Origin of the sequence: Hathewaya histolytica (assembly GCF_901482605.1) — a bacterium.
GTDB classification, from domain to species: domain Bacteria; phylum Bacillota; class Clostridia; order Clostridiales; family Clostridiaceae; genus Hathewaya; species Hathewaya histolytica.
The window spans coordinates 2,255,520-2,272,209 of the sequence record NZ_LR590481.1; the positions used below are offsets into that span (position 1 = coordinate 2,255,520).

The 16,690-nt window shown below is 28.7% G+C and carries 21 protein-coding genes; 1 reads left to right on the forward strand and 20 read right to left on the reverse strand.

Annotation, left to right across the window (positions count from 1 at the left end; translation table 11 throughout):
* Positions 1 to 37: 37 nt before the first annotated feature.
* The 18 genes from atpG to FGL08_RS10925 form a co-directional block, all read right to left on the reverse strand.
* Entirely contained in the window at positions 38 to 883 is an 846-nt protein-coding gene (gene atpG / locus FGL08_RS10840) for an ATP synthase F1 subunit gamma (protein WP_138210803.1), read from the reverse strand.
* A 28-nt stretch (positions 884 to 911) separates the two neighbouring features.
* Positions 912 to 2,426, reverse strand: coding sequence for a F0F1 ATP synthase subunit alpha (atpA, locus tag FGL08_RS10845; protein WP_138210804.1), 1,515 nt, complete (start codon positions 2,424 to 2,426; stop codon positions 912 to 914).
* A 15-nt stretch (positions 2,427 to 2,441) separates the two neighbouring features.
* A complete protein-coding gene (locus FGL08_RS10850) occupies positions 2,442 to 2,975 on the reverse strand; it encodes a F0F1 ATP synthase subunit delta (RefSeq protein ID WP_138210805.1) in 534 nt (177 codons plus the stop codon).
* A gap of 2 nt (positions 2,976 to 2,977) precedes the next feature.
* Entirely contained in the window at positions 2,978 to 3,460 is a 483-nt protein-coding gene (locus FGL08_RS10855; RefSeq protein WP_138210806.1) for a F0F1 ATP synthase subunit B, read from the reverse strand.
* Between the two features lie 56 nt (positions 3,461 to 3,516).
* Positions 3,517 to 3,753 (reverse strand): ATP synthase F0 subunit C, encoded by a 237-nt coding sequence (gene atpE / locus FGL08_RS10860; RefSeq protein WP_138210807.1) that lies wholly within the window; start codon positions 3,751 to 3,753, stop codon positions 3,517 to 3,519.
* A gap of 25 nt (positions 3,754 to 3,778) precedes the next feature.
* A complete protein-coding gene (locus FGL08_RS10865; RefSeq protein WP_243117980.1) occupies positions 3,779 to 4,456 on the reverse strand; it encodes a F0F1 ATP synthase subunit A in 678 nt (225 codons plus the stop codon).
* 13 nt (positions 4,457 to 4,469) lie between these two features.
* On the reverse strand, positions 4,470 to 4,832 hold the full coding sequence (locus tag FGL08_RS10870) for an ATP synthase subunit I (RefSeq protein ID WP_138210808.1): 363 nt from the start codon (positions 4,830 to 4,832) through the stop codon (positions 4,470 to 4,472).
* Between the two features lie 562 nt (positions 4,833 to 5,394).
* Positions 5,395 to 6,420, reverse strand: coding sequence for an MraY family glycosyltransferase (locus tag FGL08_RS10875; protein WP_138210809.1), 1,026 nt, complete (start codon positions 6,418 to 6,420; stop codon positions 5,395 to 5,397).
* A 25-nt stretch (positions 6,421 to 6,445) separates the two neighbouring features.
* On the reverse strand, positions 6,446 to 6,931 hold the full coding sequence (locus FGL08_RS10880; protein WP_138210810.1) for a deoxycytidylate deaminase: 486 nt from the start codon (positions 6,929 to 6,931) through the stop codon (positions 6,446 to 6,448).
* 185 nt (positions 6,932 to 7,116) lie between these two features.
* Positions 7,117 to 7,746 (reverse strand): uracil phosphoribosyltransferase, encoded by a 630-nt coding sequence (gene upp, locus FGL08_RS10885; protein ID WP_138210811.1) that lies wholly within the window; start codon positions 7,744 to 7,746, stop codon positions 7,117 to 7,119.
* A gap of 25 nt (positions 7,747 to 7,771) precedes the next feature.
* The gene (gene rpiB / locus FGL08_RS10890) at positions 7,772 to 8,221 is read right to left on the reverse strand and encodes a ribose 5-phosphate isomerase B (protein ID WP_138210812.1); all 450 of its coding nucleotides are present in this window, start codon (positions 8,219 to 8,221) and stop codon (positions 7,772 to 7,774) included.
* Positions 8,222 to 8,287: 66 nt separating this feature from the next.
* The gene (locus FGL08_RS10895) at positions 8,288 to 8,752 is read right to left on the reverse strand and encodes a low molecular weight protein arginine phosphatase (RefSeq protein WP_138210813.1); all 465 of its coding nucleotides are present in this window, start codon (positions 8,750 to 8,752) and stop codon (positions 8,288 to 8,290) included.
* A 17-nt stretch (positions 8,753 to 8,769) separates the two neighbouring features.
* Positions 8,770 to 9,819, reverse strand: a complete 1,050-nt coding sequence (locus FGL08_RS10900) for an L-threonylcarbamoyladenylate synthase (RefSeq protein WP_138210814.1) — start codon at positions 9,817 to 9,819, stop codon at positions 8,770 to 8,772.
* 28 nt (positions 9,820 to 9,847) lie between these two features.
* Positions 9,848 to 10,567: a ZIP family metal transporter gene (locus tag FGL08_RS10905; protein ID WP_138210815.1), complete on the reverse strand. Its 720-nt coding sequence runs from the start codon at positions 10,565 to 10,567 to the stop codon at positions 9,848 to 9,850.
* Between the two features lie 62 nt (positions 10,568 to 10,629).
* Positions 10,630 to 11,205: a hypothetical protein gene (locus FGL08_RS10910; RefSeq protein WP_171012058.1), complete on the reverse strand. Its 576-nt coding sequence runs from the start codon at positions 11,203 to 11,205 to the stop codon at positions 10,630 to 10,632.
* Positions 11,206 to 11,236: 31 nt separating this feature from the next.
* Positions 11,237 to 12,316 (reverse strand): peptide chain release factor 1, encoded by a 1,080-nt coding sequence (prfA, locus tag FGL08_RS10915; RefSeq protein WP_138210817.1) that lies wholly within the window; start codon positions 12,314 to 12,316, stop codon positions 11,237 to 11,239.
* A gap of 59 nt (positions 12,317 to 12,375) precedes the next feature.
* Entirely contained in the window at positions 12,376 to 13,224 is an 849-nt protein-coding gene (prmC, locus tag FGL08_RS10920) for a peptide chain release factor N(5)-glutamine methyltransferase (protein ID WP_138210818.1), read from the reverse strand.
* Positions 13,225 to 13,279: 55 nt separating this feature from the next.
* Positions 13,280 to 13,858, reverse strand: a complete 579-nt coding sequence (locus tag FGL08_RS10925; RefSeq protein ID WP_138210819.1) for a thymidine kinase — start codon at positions 13,856 to 13,858, stop codon at positions 13,280 to 13,282.
* A 172-nt stretch (positions 13,859 to 14,030) separates the two neighbouring features.
* Between FGL08_RS10925 and rpmE the strand changes: the two genes are divergently transcribed.
* Positions 14,031 to 14,240, forward strand: a complete 210-nt coding sequence (rpmE, locus tag FGL08_RS10930; RefSeq protein ID WP_138210820.1) for a 50S ribosomal protein L31 — start codon at positions 14,031 to 14,033, stop codon at positions 14,238 to 14,240.
* Between the two features lie 138 nt (positions 14,241 to 14,378).
* On the opposite strand, the gene rho is transcribed toward rpmE, so the two are convergent.
* Both rho and FGL08_RS10940 read right to left on the reverse strand, forming a co-directional pair.
* Positions 14,379 to 15,881 carry a transcription termination factor Rho gene (rho, locus tag FGL08_RS10935; RefSeq protein ID WP_138210821.1) on the reverse strand — a complete coding sequence of 501 codons (1,503 nt, stop codon included), beginning with the start codon at positions 15,879 to 15,881 and terminating at the stop codon, positions 14,379 to 14,381.
* A 376-nt stretch (positions 15,882 to 16,257) separates the two neighbouring features.
* A complete protein-coding gene (locus FGL08_RS10940) occupies positions 16,258 to 16,602 on the reverse strand; it encodes a hypothetical protein (RefSeq protein WP_138210822.1) in 345 nt (114 codons plus the stop codon).
* Between the last annotated feature and the right edge of the window lie 88 nt (positions 16,603 to 16,690).

The following is a 16,690-nucleotide window of genomic DNA, read 5'->3' on the forward strand; positions in this document are numbered from 1 at the left end:
TCCAAAAATAAGGGGAGCATTTCCCCTACATGTATCATTAGCGTTGTGCCTCTGCTCCTCCAACAATTTCTGATATCTCTTGAGTTATAACACTTTGTCTTAATCTATTGTATTGAATACTAAGCTTATCTAAAATATCATTTGCATTTTTCGTTGCCCCATTCATAGCTTCCATTCTTGAACTTTCTTCGCTGGTTCTACCATTAAGCATTGCATTAAATAAACGTTCTTCAATATAACTCTTTATAACTTCATCTAATATCTCAAAATTTTCCAATTCATATATTTCATTTTCCTTAGAATCACTGTTTAAATCAATTGGGAGTATTCTTTCTACTTTAACCTCTCTTTTAATAGTAGAAATAAATTCTGTATATATAATATTTACCTCTCCCACTTCTTCATTCAAATATAAATCTAATATATCTTTTGTAATATTTTTTGAATATTTGAAGGTAGGAACGCTTGGTATATCGGTGTATTCTTTTAAAATATCATAATTTATTCTTTTTATTGAATTTAAACCTTTTTGTCCTATAACAAAAACACCGTATTCATTATTATTTTCTTTTATACTCTCTTTTAATTTAGATATAACATTTGCGTTATATCCTGCACATAATCCTAATTCAGACGTTATAACTATATATAATTTTTTATTAGACCCGTTTCCATCTACCAAAATACTTCCTTCTTCATAACTACTTAACATATTTAAAATCACTTTATGAAGATTAGCTTTATACTGATTATTTATATAAAGTCTCTCTTTATTTTTTCTTAATTTTGATGTAGCAACTAAAGACATCGCCTTAGTTATTTTTTTAGTATTATTTATAGAATTTATTCTTTTCCTTATTACAGCAAAACTTGTTCCAGCCAATTAATCACACCTCCTTAAAGGGTTAATATTAATCATTTACAACAAATACCTTTTTAAATTCTTCTATGGCTTTTCTAATAGAACCCTCGATTTCTTCTGTTAACTTACCAGTATCAACGATATTTTTTAATACATCTCTATGGTGAGTTTCTACATAATTCAAGAATTCCTTTTCAAAATCAGAGATTTTATTAACAGGTATATCTGATAAATAGTCTTTAACAATTGCATATAAAATAATAACCTGTTTTTCTACTGCCATAGGCTCATACTGATTTTGCTTTAATATTTCTATTAGCCTTTTACCTTTTTCAAGCCTTCTTATAGCTTCCTTATCTAAATCTGACCCGAACTGTGCAAATGCTGCTAGTTCCCTATACTGTGCAAGCTCTAATCTTAAAGTACCTGCTACTTGTTTCATAGCTTTTATTTGAGCACTTCCACCTACCCTCGATACAGATATACCTGGATTTATAGCTGGTTTTTGTCCTGAATAGAAAAGATCTGATTCAAGAAATATCTGACCATCTGTAATAGATATAACATTAGTAGGTATGTATGCTGTTACATCTCCTGCTAAAGTTTCTATAATTGGTAGTGCAGTTAATGAGCCTCCACCTAACTTTTCTGATAACTTAGCTGCTCTTTCTAATAATCTTGAGTGTAGATAAAAAACATCCCCAGGATAAGCTTCTCTTCCTGGTGCCCTACGAAGTAATAATGACATTGTTCTATATGCTACTGCATGTTTTGATAAATCATCATATATTATTAAAACATCTTTTCCCTTATACATGAAATATTCGCCCATGCTGCATCCAGAATAAGGAGCCAAAAATTGCAATGGCGCAGAATCTGATGCTGTAGACGAAACTACTATAGTATAATCTAAAGCCCCCTGGTTTTCTAATATATTTACTATATTAGCAACTGTGGACTGCTTTTGTCCTATGGCTACATAAATACAAACAACATCTTTTCCTTTTTGGTTTATTATTGCATCTATCCCTATAGCCGTTTTACCAATTTGTCTGTCACCAATAATAAGCTCTCTTTGTCCTTTTCCTATTGGAACCATTGCATCTATAGCTTTTATACCTGTTTGTAAAGGTTCCTTAACTGATTGTCTTTCTATAACTCCTGGAGCACTAGTTTCCACGGCCCTTCTTTCAGTTGTCTTTATAGGTCCTTTTCCATCTATAGGATTTCCTAGAGGATTTACAACTCTTCCTACTAATGCTTCTCCAACTGGAACATCAACTACTTTGCGACATCTTTTTACTACATCACCTTCTTTAATTCCCTCTTCTGAACCGAAAAGAACACATCCCACATTATCTTGCTCTAAATTTAGAGCCATTCCATAAACATTGTTAGGAAACTCTAAAAGTTCACCTTCCATACAATCATCAAGCCCATAAACCCTAGCTATACCATCTCCAATTTGAATAATTGTACCAGAGTCCACAGTTTCAATCTTTTTTTCGTACTTTTCTATCTCTTTTCTTATAATTGAAGTTATTTCTTCAGGTTTAACATGCATAATTTCACCTCTTCTCTAAGCCAATATGAGTTTTTCAATATCCTTAAGTTTGGATTTAATTGTCCCATCTATCACGTCATCACCGACTCTTACATAGACTCCACCTATAATAGTTTCATCTACCTTTTCATCTAAAATTATTGTTTTATCATATTTACTTTCTAGTTTTCTTGTTAACATGCGTCTTTCCACTTCAATTAGCGGAACAGCTGTTATAACCTCTGCTAAAAGCTGGTTATGTCTTTCTAAATATATCTTTTCCATCTCTTTTAATTTTTCTTCTAAATAAAGTATTCTACCTTTATTTATAAGGATTATTAGAAAAGAAAGTACTTCATCGTCTATCTTATTCTTAAAAGCAAGTGTAAAAATTTCTCTCTTTTTAGCAGTACTTATTTGAGGATGTTTGATGACTTTTACAAAGTTTTCATCTGATTTTACCATCTTAACTATCTCTCTTAAATCTTCTAAGTACTCTTCTACCCTACCATTCTTTTCTCCAACTTCATACAAAGCAAGAGCATATCTCTTATCTAAATACTCATACATACTTAAGTACCTACCTTAGATATGAAATCGTTTATAAGTTTTCTATGTTCATTTTCATCTATTTCTCTTTGCAATACCTTTTTACACATTAAGATAGATAAATCTGCAACTTCATGTTTTATTTCACTTTTAGCTTTGTCTTTTTCTCTTTCTACTTCTTTTTCACTTCTATCAATTATTAATTTTGCTTCTTTTTTAGCATTATTTACTATTTCAGAATACATTTTCTCAGCATTAGCTTTATATTCTTCTAATATTTTTTTACTTTCTTCTCTGGACTTAAGATTTTCGTCCTCAATACTTTTCTTTATATCTTCTGCTGATTTTTTATATTCTTCAGCTTTACTATGCAAATCTTGAACTTCATTTTTCCTATCATCTAATTTTTGTATTATCTTTTGGAAAAAATATTTTTTTGCAATAAAGTACAGGATTAAAAAGTTTATCATAGGGAATAAAACTTTTGAAAACTCTATCTTAGTCATAAATATTCAGCCTCCCTTCAGGCTCAATATAATTTAATTTCATATCTTACCTCTTATTACAATTTTAATATCAATAATATTGCAACTAATAGACCGTATATTGCAGTAGCCTCTGATAAAGCTCCCCCTATGATTAATGCAGTCATTATTTTATTGCTTGCTTCTGGTTGTCTTGCTATACTTTCTACTGCTTTACTAGTAGCATTACCTGTTCCAATACCTCCACCTATACATGCCAAAGAAGATATACCTGCTGCAAGTGCGATCATTCCTAATACAAATTCGTGATTCATTTATGATTCCTCCTTTAAATTATAATTAGTGTTCAGAAATTATTTTTACATTTATCATTGTTAGCATTATAAATATAACCATTTGTAATGTTCCATCAAATATATCAAAATATCCATGAAAGAATATTGGTATACCGATTTCTGCAATTGGTGATACACTTCCTAATCCACTATAAATTAAGTCCATAATCATAGTAGCTGCAAACATATTCCCAAATAATCTAAGACTTAGGGATATGGGAAATGCTATTCGTTCTAATATGTTTATTGGTAGTAAAATACTAATAGGTTTAGCATATCCGAGAAAATAATGTGCTACACCTATTTTTTTAATAGTATATCCTTGAATTACTATAAAACTTATAAGTCCTAGACCTAATGCAACATTGTAGTCTGTAGTAGGTGGTTTTATACCAAATAATCCCACTAGATTTAATAATATTATATAAACACTTAAGGTACCGAAAAAGGGAATGAACCCCCTAAACTTATCTCCCATATTATCTTTAATAAGCTTATCAACAGTCTCAACAAATATTTCTGCTACACTTTGTCTCCTATCTGGGAACTTTTTTAAGTTCCTACTAAAAAATAAAATGAGAAAAACTATAAATATGGTGACAATACACTGAATAAGCATACTTAATGTAAAATCCATGGGATAACCAAAGAGTTTAAAATTTAGTAAAATTATATCCTCCAATAACATCACTTCCTTAAATTTGTTTCTTTAGAGATAACCCATAAAAAAACATACCTATAAACTCAACGGAGTAACCTAATATATAAGGCAAAATTTCATTCATGTTATTTTTAGCTATAACTGCTCCCACTATACATACTAAAAGCACTCTAAATATGGAACTTAAAAATAAGAGTCCCTTATTAGCATTCTTGCTCAATACATTACTTGTGGTTAAAGAGTTTATAGTAAATGAAAGTATTGCCATTGTAGAACCCGTTATAAATGGCCAGATGTACGTTTTATTTATAAAATATAAAATTATAGAACCGACAGCGGAAATAGAAATTATAAAAATAATAATTACTTTTAACATGTTTTTAACATCCTTATTCAAATCACTTTCCTCCGAAGTTCAAATTATGTTCTCTATTATATTACTGTAGTTTTTATAAATAAAATTCCATTTTCGCTTATATTGTTCTTTATAGTGTAAAATCTTCTTATTTATATAAATTAAAGTTAGATTATATATTAAAACTACTCTTTTCCTTCTCTTTTCACAGTTATAGATTTTTTTGTATAATATTATTCATTTTCAAGATTATAATTGATTTTTAATATATTATAAATATGATACATTTCTTACTATATACCAATCCTTAAAGTCTTTATGTAGCCTATAGCCCCACACTTCATAAATGATAATTCTTATTGATAAATTTCCACTTAACATAATATTAGTATTTTTTCAGAAATTAGATTTTTTTATACTTATAAAATTCACTATTTTAATTTATCCGTAAATTTTTACTTTTTAATGGTTATTATAAACTCTTTATAATATATTCTGTATTCTATTTAATAATTTATATACTCCTTTAATTAGTTATTCTTAACAAATACAGATTTAATAAAAAAAGAAGGTTTTAAAATTAAAACCTTCTTTTTAAATATTACTATTGACTTTTGAAAAAACCACTTTTCCACGCAAGTAGAACTATAGCTATAATAACAGAGGTAGTTAAAAAATATGACCTTTGGCTACTAATTTGCATAGCTATAATAGATACCCCTCCTAATATACAACTTATTAAATACATTATTAATACAGCCTGCTTCTGTGTTAACCCCATATTTAAAAGTCTGTGATGAAGATGTCCCTTATCTGCCTGCATTATTGGTTTTCCGTTAATTTTTCTTCTTATCATAGCAAATAAAGTATCATAAATTGGAAGTCCAAAAGCTAGTATGGGTACCGCTAAAGAAAATGCCGCTGCAGACTTTATAGCTCCCTTAATGGATATGGCTGCTAATAAGAAGCCTATAAGTTGAGCTCCAGCATCTCCCATAAATATGGAAGCCGGATTGAAATTATATGGGATAAATCCTAGAAGAGCTCCGCCAAGTATAGCTGTCATAATAGCTGTTTCATATCTGTGATTTAAAATAGCTATAATAAATAATGTTACAGATGCTATAAAACCAATTCCCGCAGATAATCCATCTAAACCATCTATTAGATTGAAGGCATTAGTTACGCCAATTATCCATAATATAGTAAGTGGTATAGAAAAATTACCTATATTTAAAAACAATTCAGTACTAGTAAAAGGATTAGTTATATATTTTATATTTAGTCCACAAAATATAAGCACTAAAGTAGCACTTAATTGAAAACCAAGCTTATAAATGGGCTTCAACTCTTTAATATCATCTATAACTCCACCGATGATTATCAAGGTCCCACCCAAAATTATTCCTGTTTCTTGTAAGTTCAGCATTTCCTCTTGAAATATTATACCTATAATAAAAGAAATAAATATAGCCACTCCACCTAAAAGAGGTATAGGCTTTTTATGTACTCTTCTAATATCCTTGGGAATATCGACTGCATTTATTTTTATTGCTAACTTTCTAACCATAGGTGTTATGATTAAAGATGCAATAGTAGAAAGTACAGCCAACATTAAAGCTTCTTTCATATTATTTAACCTTCCTGTCTTTGTTTTAATAACCCTTAGTAGTAAATAAATCCATACTTTCATTTATCCACTTACTAACTTCAACAATCCTATACTCACTCTTTGTATCCCTAATAATTACTCTATCTATACCTGAATTAATTATTATCTTCTTACACATTATACAACAATCTGCGTTTTTCACCAAACTCCCGTCTTTCTCCTTACCTACCAGATATAAGGTCCCCCCCAAAATTTCTTTTCTTGAGGCACTAATTATGGCATTGACTTCAGAATGTACAGACCTACACAATTCATATTGTGTACCTCTTGGGATGTTCATTTCCTGTCTTAGACAAATCCCCATATCACAACAGTTAGGAGTGTTTCTAGGAGCCCCTGTATAACCCGTAGATATTATTTCATCATTATTTACAATAACTGAACCATAATTCCTTCTTATACAGGTTCCGCGTTCTAATATTGTTTCTGAAATATCTAAATAGTAATTATGTTTATCTATTCTACCCATTTTTCCCTCCTATGTATATCACATATTATTTTATAACAAATTTTTAATGTTTTAAAGGAAAAAATAATGTATTTCGTATTTTATATTTAATAAATTAATAATATTTTGTAAATTAACTTTTGTAAATACTAATTAGTAAGGTAGAAAATTATAAGGGCTATAAAAATAGCCCTTATAATTTTCTATTATTTTGTTCCAAACAATCTGTCACCTGCATCACCTAATCCAGGAACTATATATCCATTTTCACTTAATTTTTCATCTAAAGATGCTAAATAAATATCTACATCTGGATGTGCATCCATAACAGCCTTAGTACCCTCTGGAGAAGCTATTAAGCACATAAGTCTAATATTTTTAGCCCCTCTTTTCTTTAACGCAGCTATAGCATCTATTGCAGATCCCCCAGTTGCAAGCATAGGATCTGTAACTATTACATCCCTATCTTGTATATCTTGAGGTAACTTACAGAAATATTCTACTGGCTGAAGAGTTTCTTCATCCCTATACATTCCTATATGTCCTACTTTAGCAGCTGGTATCAATTTAAGCATTCCATCAACCATACCTAACCCTGCTCTTAATATAGGAACAATAGCAAGTTTTTTACCTGCTAAAACTTTAGATTTAGTTTTACATATTGGTGTCTCTATTTCTACTTCTTGAAGTTGCATATCTCTCGTTACTTCATAAGCCATTAACATAGCTACTTCTTCTACCAATTCTCTAAAATCCTTAGAACCTGTATTCTTATCTCTTATAAATGTTAACTTATGTAATATTAAAGGATGTGCTATCTGCGTTACTTTACTCATCAAAATTCCTCCCGATTGTTTTTCTTTATTTAAAATATTTTTTTTCAATTTCAGTTATTTTATTTATTCTATTACTATGTCTTCCACCCTCAAATTTGGCACCTAAAAATTCATCTACAATATCAAGTGCAAGACCTTGGCCTACAACTCTTTCTCCTAGAGCTAGAATATTTGCATCATTATGCTCTCTTGTAGCATGAGCACTAAATGTATCACTACATAAAGCAGCTCTAACTCCTGGAACCTTATTTGCAGCAATACTTATACCTATACCTGTTCCACAAACTAAAATACCAAATTCAAATTTTTTATCTCTAACTTCTTCTGCAACTTTTAAAGCATAGTCTGGATAATCACAAGATTCTTTGGTGTGAGTTCCAAAATCCTTAACTTCATATCCTTTTTCTTCTAAATGCTTTATAATTGCATTTTTTAGGTTCATTCCCCCATGATCACTTCCTAGAGCTATTCTCATAAAAATACACCTCCAAAATTGAATAATACCCTAAAAAAAAAGATAGTGGTATTACCAAAAAGCCAATTAACTCTTTTTAGTAACACTATTATCTTTTTCTAGTTTTTTTAGTAACAAAGAAATACTCTCTTCTAAATTTTTAAATGTTTCTATATATATACTAAGATTCCCGCCAAAGGGATCTAATATATCCTTTTCAATTCCTACATATTCATTAAGTGTATAAACATTATTAGATAAATCAGTATAGTGTTGAACTATATATAATTTATGACTTAGTGTCATAGTTAATATTAAGTCATATTTTTGTAAAAGTTCTTCTGTTAAAAATACAGCTTTCCTCTTACTTATATCTTGACCTATTTTTTCCATAATAACTATAGAAGAATTTTTAGTCGTGAAATCCTCATCTATAACGGAAATACCTGCAGAATAAGCACTATGATCAAGATTGTTATTTAATTTATTAAATATAGCCTCAGCCATAGGACTTCTACATGTATTACCAGTACACACAAAAAGAATTTTCATAAATACCCTCCATATTATTATACATCTATAATATTAAACCCAGCAGACTTTTTAAGTCGATTCATTATAGCTATGCCAATACCAATCTCTTCAAAGGATTCAGATAAGATATAATCTACTTCTAACTTATCAAAATCTCTTAAAACCTTAAATAGATTATGAGCTATTTCTTTCTCATTATACCTACTTCCAATAGAAACTACATATCCATTTTTATAAAGAACTTTAGTTTCATCCGTAGCTATAATTCCCACTGTTTTTTTATCATCTATATAATTTTGCACCAATTCATTTATTTTTGCAACAGTTTTTTTTAAATCTCCTTTAATAATTTTTACTGGAGCTTTTGGAGCATAATGTCTATACTTCATTCCTGGCGCCTTTGGTCTAAAATTTCCATCTGCTTTTTTTAATATCTGTGGATCTATATATACATGTGGGTCTATCTCACTAAGCATCTCTATTGTAATAGCTCCAGGTCTTAACACACATAACCTATCCGATGTACAATCAACTATAGTTGATTCCAATCCAACTATAGATTCACCCCCGCCGATGATATAATCCACTTTGCCTTCCAAATCTTCTATACAATGCTCTACTTTTGTAGGACTAGGTTTACCTGATATATTTGCAGATGGTGCAGCAATTGGAGTATTACTAAACTTTATAAGTTCTATGGCTATTGGATTATCAGGCATCCTAACTCCTATAGTTGATAGATTAGCACTGGTGTTTAATGGAATCATGTCTGATTTATTGAATATTAAAGTTAAAGGTCCTGGCCAAAATTTATCCATTAACTTTTTAGCCTTTTCAGGTATATATTTCACATAAGTTTCTATATTAAAATCAGCTACATGTATAATTAATGGGTTATCCTGTGGTCTGCCTTTAGCTAAAAATATTTTATCTACAGCGTTACTATCTAAAGCATTAGCTCCTATTCCATATACTGTCTCTGTTGGAAAAACAACTAATCCTCCTTGTTTTATTATATCGGAAGCCTCTTTAATAATGTTTTTATCTATATTATTTTCATTTAATAAGGCTACTTTTGTTTTCATAAAATCATCTCCGTATTTTGTCTAAAAGTTACATAAATAATATCATAAATATTCCTAACATGCACCCTATTATAGTTCCTAAAATACATCTTTTATAACCACTTAATTTCATAGATTTAGGAATCATTTCAAATAGAGTTACATATATCATAATCCCTGCCGCTGTAGATAAACTTCCCCCTATAGCAATATCCGATATATTTCCGATAACCATACCAATTATAGCTCCAATAAGAGCAGGAAATCCTACAAGAAAGGTATATGCTAATATCTTCGCACTACTAACTTTAGAATATTTTAAGGGGGCAGCTACAGATATTCCTTCAGGTATATCGTGTATAGCTATTAATATACTCATCTTGATTCCCAGACTTCCCCCACTCATAAATCCAACTCCCATTATAATACCTTCTGGAAAGTTGTGAAGCATTATACCTAAAGCTATTAGAATTGCCATTTTAATAGTATTATCTTTAAAATAAAAATAACTAAAATAATTTATTATTAAAATAATTACAACTCCAAACAAAAAAAACATACATGTATGTTTAATATTTATTTTTTGAATTGCTTCAGGTATTAGTTCAAAAACAGAAACTATAATCATTAAACCCGATGCTAAAGAAAGAGTAAATCCTAAAGCTTTTTCTGATGGATTTTTTACACTTACCCCTATTAATGCCCCTATCATAGTACCAATTAGAGACATGCAAAGACAAAATAATAGCATTACTAAATTTATACTCAATATAATACCTCCATTTATTATAAATTCTTTATAAATTTATTTTATAATAGGGAGGTATATGATTATTTTCTATATTCTTTTATATATTTTACTGCTTCTTCTGAATAAAAAGCGTTAAAGCAACTACTATATAGTTTATCTAACAATAAATGCTTTCTATATTTACCCTTATCCACAATTACATAATAATAATTATAATCTGGTTTTCTTTTAAAAAGATTATAATAATAACTACCTGCATAAGGATATTGTTTAATAAACTTTTTGGTTATAACTTTTAAAGTTTTATTTTTTCTCTTAGATTGTATTATTAAAAAAAGCTTTAAATTCTCTTCCTTTCCATCCACATGTACAAACCTAGCCTCTTCACATTTAAATGAATATACTCTTTTAAAGATACCATTTTTAATATAAAACTTACTAATTTTTTGTGTATAAAATAACCATTCTTCTTCTGTTCTTTTTAATATAGAAATTAATATTAAAAGATCTAACACAACTATATAGATAAAAACTATATAGTTATATAACTTTCTATATATTACAATGCATGGAAAGAGTATAAAAATAAAGCTCATTAAAAAAACGAATCTAAAATACTTGTTCCTCTGTTTTTTAATGGCTTTATTTGTATTCATAATATCACCCTTTAGAATATTTTATATGATTCTAAAACTCAGAATTTCCCATAGACTGCATTTTTTTAGATTGCTCCTCTGTAATTAATGCGTTAATTACCTCATCTATATCGCCATCTAAAAATGATTCCAACTTATACAATGTAAGTCCTATTCTATGGTCTGTTACTCTTCCTTGTGGATAATTATAAGTTCTTATTCTTTCACTTCTATCTCCAGAACCTACTTGATTCTTTCTATCTTCTGCTATACCCTTATTTCTCTCATTTTCTGCAATTTCATATAATCTTGCTCTTAAAACCTTCATAGCTTTTTCTTTATTTTTTAGCTGTGATTTTTCATCCTGGCAAGAAACAACTAATCCAGTTGGTAAATGTGTTATTCTAACAGCTGAGTCTGTAGTATTAACACACTGACCACCATTTCCTGAAGCCCTAAACACGTCTATTCTTAAATCATTTTGATTAATTTCAACATCTACATCTTCAACTTCTGGAAGAACTGCTACAGTTGCAGTAGATGTGTGTATTCTTCCACTTGATTCAGTATCTGGAACCCTTTGCACTCTGTGGACTCCACTCTCGTACTTAAACTTACTATAAGCACCATTTCCTCTTATCATAAATACTACTTCTTTGAAACCACCAATATCAGTTTCATTAGAACTCATGATCTCGTATTTCCAACCGTTATTCTCTGCGTATTTTATATACATTCTAAAAAGATTAGATGCAAATAGTGCCGCTTCTTCGCCACCTGCTCCTCCTCTTATTTCTATAAATACGTTCTTAGAGTCATTTGGATCCTTAGGTAACAATAATACTCTTAATTCTTCTTCATAACTTTCCTTTTCTTCTGTTACACTTTTTAAATCCTCTTGAATCATTTCTTTCATATCTTTGTCAGTTTCATCTTTTAACATTTCTTTATTTTCTTCTATTTGTTCAAGAGCATTTTTATATTGTCTATATTTCATAACTATTATCTCAAGTTCAGCATGTTCTTTACATAACTTTTGCCACTCTTTTTGATTTGCCATAATAGACGGATCGCTAATTTTTATAGATAACTCATCATACTTGTTCTCTAAAAAGTTAAGTCTATCCAACATTTTTTATCACTCCGTATTCTTAATTTAACATTCTATAATTATACCATAAAGCTTTATTCTTAACAATAAATTGCTGTAACAACTCTATCTAAGCCACTTAAATCCTTTAAAACTTCTATTTGATTAAACCCTTTCTCTTCTAGTAACCTCTTTACATCTTTTGCCTGATTATGCCCTATTTCAAAACCTATATATCCACCTTTTTCTAATACTTTACATGAATCTTCTATTATTTTTCTATAGAAATAAAGCCCATCTTTCCCGCCTGATAATGCAATATATGGTTCATAATCTTTAACGTCTCTCATAAGATTTGAAATTTCTCTTTCTTCTATGTATGGAGGGTTTGAAAGTAATAAATTGTATGTTTTTTTATCCTTAATAGCCTTTGTTAGGAGGTCACTATAATATATATCTGCATTATTAATATATAATCTTTTAATATTTTCCTTAGAAACATCTAATGCAACTTCTGAAATATCATATAAATCCACATGAACATTTTTCACATAATTAGCTACTGAAAGCCCAATAGCACCGCTCCCAGAACAAAGATCACATATACTATTAAGATTATTATTATTTATAGTTTTTATTGCCCATTCCACAAGAACTTCTGTATCAGGTCTTGGTATTAAAACCCCTTCTTTAACAAAAAAACTTAGCCCCATAAATTCACATTCCTCTAAAATGTATTTTATAGGCATTCTATTTTTTCTTCTATTAATATATTGTAAAAATAACTCTTCCTCGTCTTGCGTTAACTCATAATCTCTATTTACTATTATGAAAACTTTATCTCTTTTTAATACTTTGCATAGTAAAAGCTGACTATCTATTATATAACTATCTATCTCTTCTGATTTTAAAATTTCATATGCCTTTTTAAGTAGTCCACCTATATTCATATACTCACCTCCTAAAAATCAATTTAAAACTAAACTATGTAATCTAATAAAAAATTTACTTTTGGGGTTCTATGTAACATTCAACACATCTTGCTTCATAACTTTCTTTTGCCCCAATTAAAACAATAGGGTCTGAATAATTAGCTGCTACACCATTTATTAATCTTTGAGTTCTAGTAGCTGGATTCCCACAACATACACAAATTGCATTAACTTTTTGAACGTATTCAGCAATAGCTAAAAGATCCGGTATTGATCCAAAGGGTTCTCCCTTAAAGTCCATATCTAATCCAGCACATATAACTCTTTTATTGGCCTTAGTTAACTTCTTAATTATATCTATAATATCCTTTTCAAAAAACTGAATTTCATCAATTGCTACCACTTTAACATCTTCAGTTATAAATTTAAATATTTCCTCTGAACTATTAATACTCAGTGCTCTTACTCTTTCCCCACAATGAGATACTACATCTTCTCTGCTATATCTATCATCTATACTAGGTTTAAATACAACAACTTTTTGTTTTGCTATTTCTGCTCTTCTAACCCTTCTTATTAGCTCTTCTGATTTACCACTATACATGGGTCCTACAATCATTTCTAACCACCCATGACTTCTTAGTATATCCATTAAGTATCCTCCTAAAACCAAGTCTATATTTTTTACTATATAATTTTATCAGATAGGTTAGATTTTATAAATAGGTAAAATTTTTATTGATTTAAATATATGCTTATGTTAAAATTAAGAGGTTGATAAGACGGGTATACAACAATATTTGTTTAAAAAAGAGGTGAAAGAAATGAAAAAAGATTTACATCCAGAATTTAATGCAGAAGCAGTTGTTAAGTGTGCTTGTGGTAATACATTCACAACTGGTTCAGTAAAACCTGAACTTAAAATTGACATATGTTCAAAATGTCATCCATTCTTCACTGGTAAACAAAAGGTTGTAGACCAAGGTGGTAGAATTGATAAATTTATGAAAAAATTCAACATTAAAGCTGAATAATAATTTTAATAAAGAAGGTTTACCTTCTTTATTTTTTTACAAATTTATAATATATTAAAATTATAAATAATTTACTAGTCAATAAAAAGAGATTATCACTTAAATAAGGATAATCTCTTTTTATTGATTTATCAATTTTTATTTTAATTTAGAATCTCTATTTTCCTTACCTTTTGAAATTAATTCTATATTTTTACTTAAAATATCTATAAGCTCTTTATTACTTTTAGTCTTTCCAAGAAGATTAATTAATTTTTCAGTTATATTTTGAGCTGTACCTTCTTTATACATATTTCTTCTTATATTAAATCCAACTTCTTGCTCTTCTTTATATAAAAGTAAGTCTTCTCTTCTTGTTCCAGATTTATATATATCAATTGCAGGGAATATTCTTCTTTCCTGAAGTTTTCTATCTAAGTGAACCTCCATATTACCAGTTCCTTTAAATTCCTCAAAAATCATATCATCCATACGGCTTCCCGTATCCACTAACACAGTTGCTAAAATAGTTAAACTAGCTCCATTTCTTATATTCCTTGCTGCTCCGAAAAACTTTTTAGGTCTTATTAATGCTCCTGGATCTAGTCCCCCAGATAAAGTTCTTCCTGTAGGTTCAATAACTAGGTTATTTGCTCTAGTTAGCCTTGTTAAGCTATCCATAAGTATAACTACATCTTGTCCTTGTTCTACCATTCTTTTAGCTCTTTCCAACACCATATCAGCTACTTTAATATGATGTGATGGCTCCTCATCAAAAGTAGAATATATAACTTCCCCTTTTATCTTTTCTTGCATCTCAGTTACTTCTTCTGGTCTCTCATCTATTAATAATACAATTAATTTTACATTAGGATGATTCTTAGTAATACTATTCGCAACTTTTTGTAATAATGTTGTTTTACCTGCTTTTGGTGGAGCAACTATCAATCCTCTTTGCCCTTTACCTATTGGACAAATTATATCCATTAATCTTGTAGATATATCTTCATTCTCAGTTTCTAGAAATATTCTTTCCTCTGGATATATAGGCGTTAATTTTTCAAAAGGATATCTTCCTATTGCTTTTTGAGGTGATTCACCATTTATACTCTCAACATATAGTAAAGCCCTAAATTTTTCTCCTTCTTTAGGTATTCTAACTTTTCCTTTTACCTCGTCTCCGGTTTTTAAATTGAATTTTCTTATTTGAGAAGGTGATACATATATATCATCTGAACAAGACATATAGTTATGTCCTCTTAAAAAACCAAAACTATTATTGTCAATAAGCTCTAAGACCCCTTTAGCACTATCTGATTCATCTATCATAACTTTTAATTTTTCCTTTTTATGAATCAGTTCTTTTTTTTCAGGTTCACACTGCTTATCCTCTATACATGTCTTTTCTATAAAATAGCTGTCTTTTAAATTTTCATCATTCATATTATTACTCTCATCTTTTGTAGAATTTATTTTAACCTGATCTTTATTTTTAGGAGCTATCTTTTCTTTCAAAATAGCACCATCTTTTTGAATAAAAAAACTTGGGCTCTCACTAATTGCTTCTATCAATTCTGATTTTCTAAACTTAGATATATTTTTTATGCCTAGTTTTTTAGCTATTTCTTTTAACTCATTTAGGTTCTTATTACTTAAATCCATATAATCACATAATCACATCTAATTCTATTAATGTACAATAATTAATTACTAGATGTTTCTCCCTTCTCTTGATTTTACCCTTTATGTATATATTATAAATCATAAAACTTCAGTATTTAGATATTTTTAAAGCTAATTTTTCATATTCTTGAAAAATTAGGCTCTTAATTTCATAAAACACCATAATAAGTATTTAAATTTCTATATATTAAATTTTACATATATAATTTTATATTTTAAATTTGGGATTTAATTGTTAGATATAAAAGTTATAGAGAAATGTCTTTATTTTATAATTATATCCTACTTAGTATATTTTAATTCAACTTTAATTAAAAAACAACAAAAAAAATGAGTAAAATTTATTACCCACATTTTAAAAAATAGCTTCTATTTTATAATTCATATAATTATGATGTAAAGCTAATTTATTAACCACTTCTTTTTTTCCAATAATAACTAGAGGTATCCCTAGCAAATGGCACCCTAATATAGATACATCCTTTTTTAGTACACTTTTTAAATTTAATATATATATATGTTCTTCCTCACACATATTACAAAAAACTTGAAAAGTAATATCTCCATTTTTATTTTTATATATTTTTATTTTCTGTCCATAAATATTATTTTCTTTTAGGTTAAATAAATTAATATCATTTATATCATAATTGTTATCATTTTTTTTTAAAGCTAACGTAAGATCCATATTAATATCCATTTAGATTACCACCTCAATAAAATATATATGTTCTTATTCTATATAATTTATCAAATTCCTTTAAAATGCAAAAGTTTGTTCGAAAAAG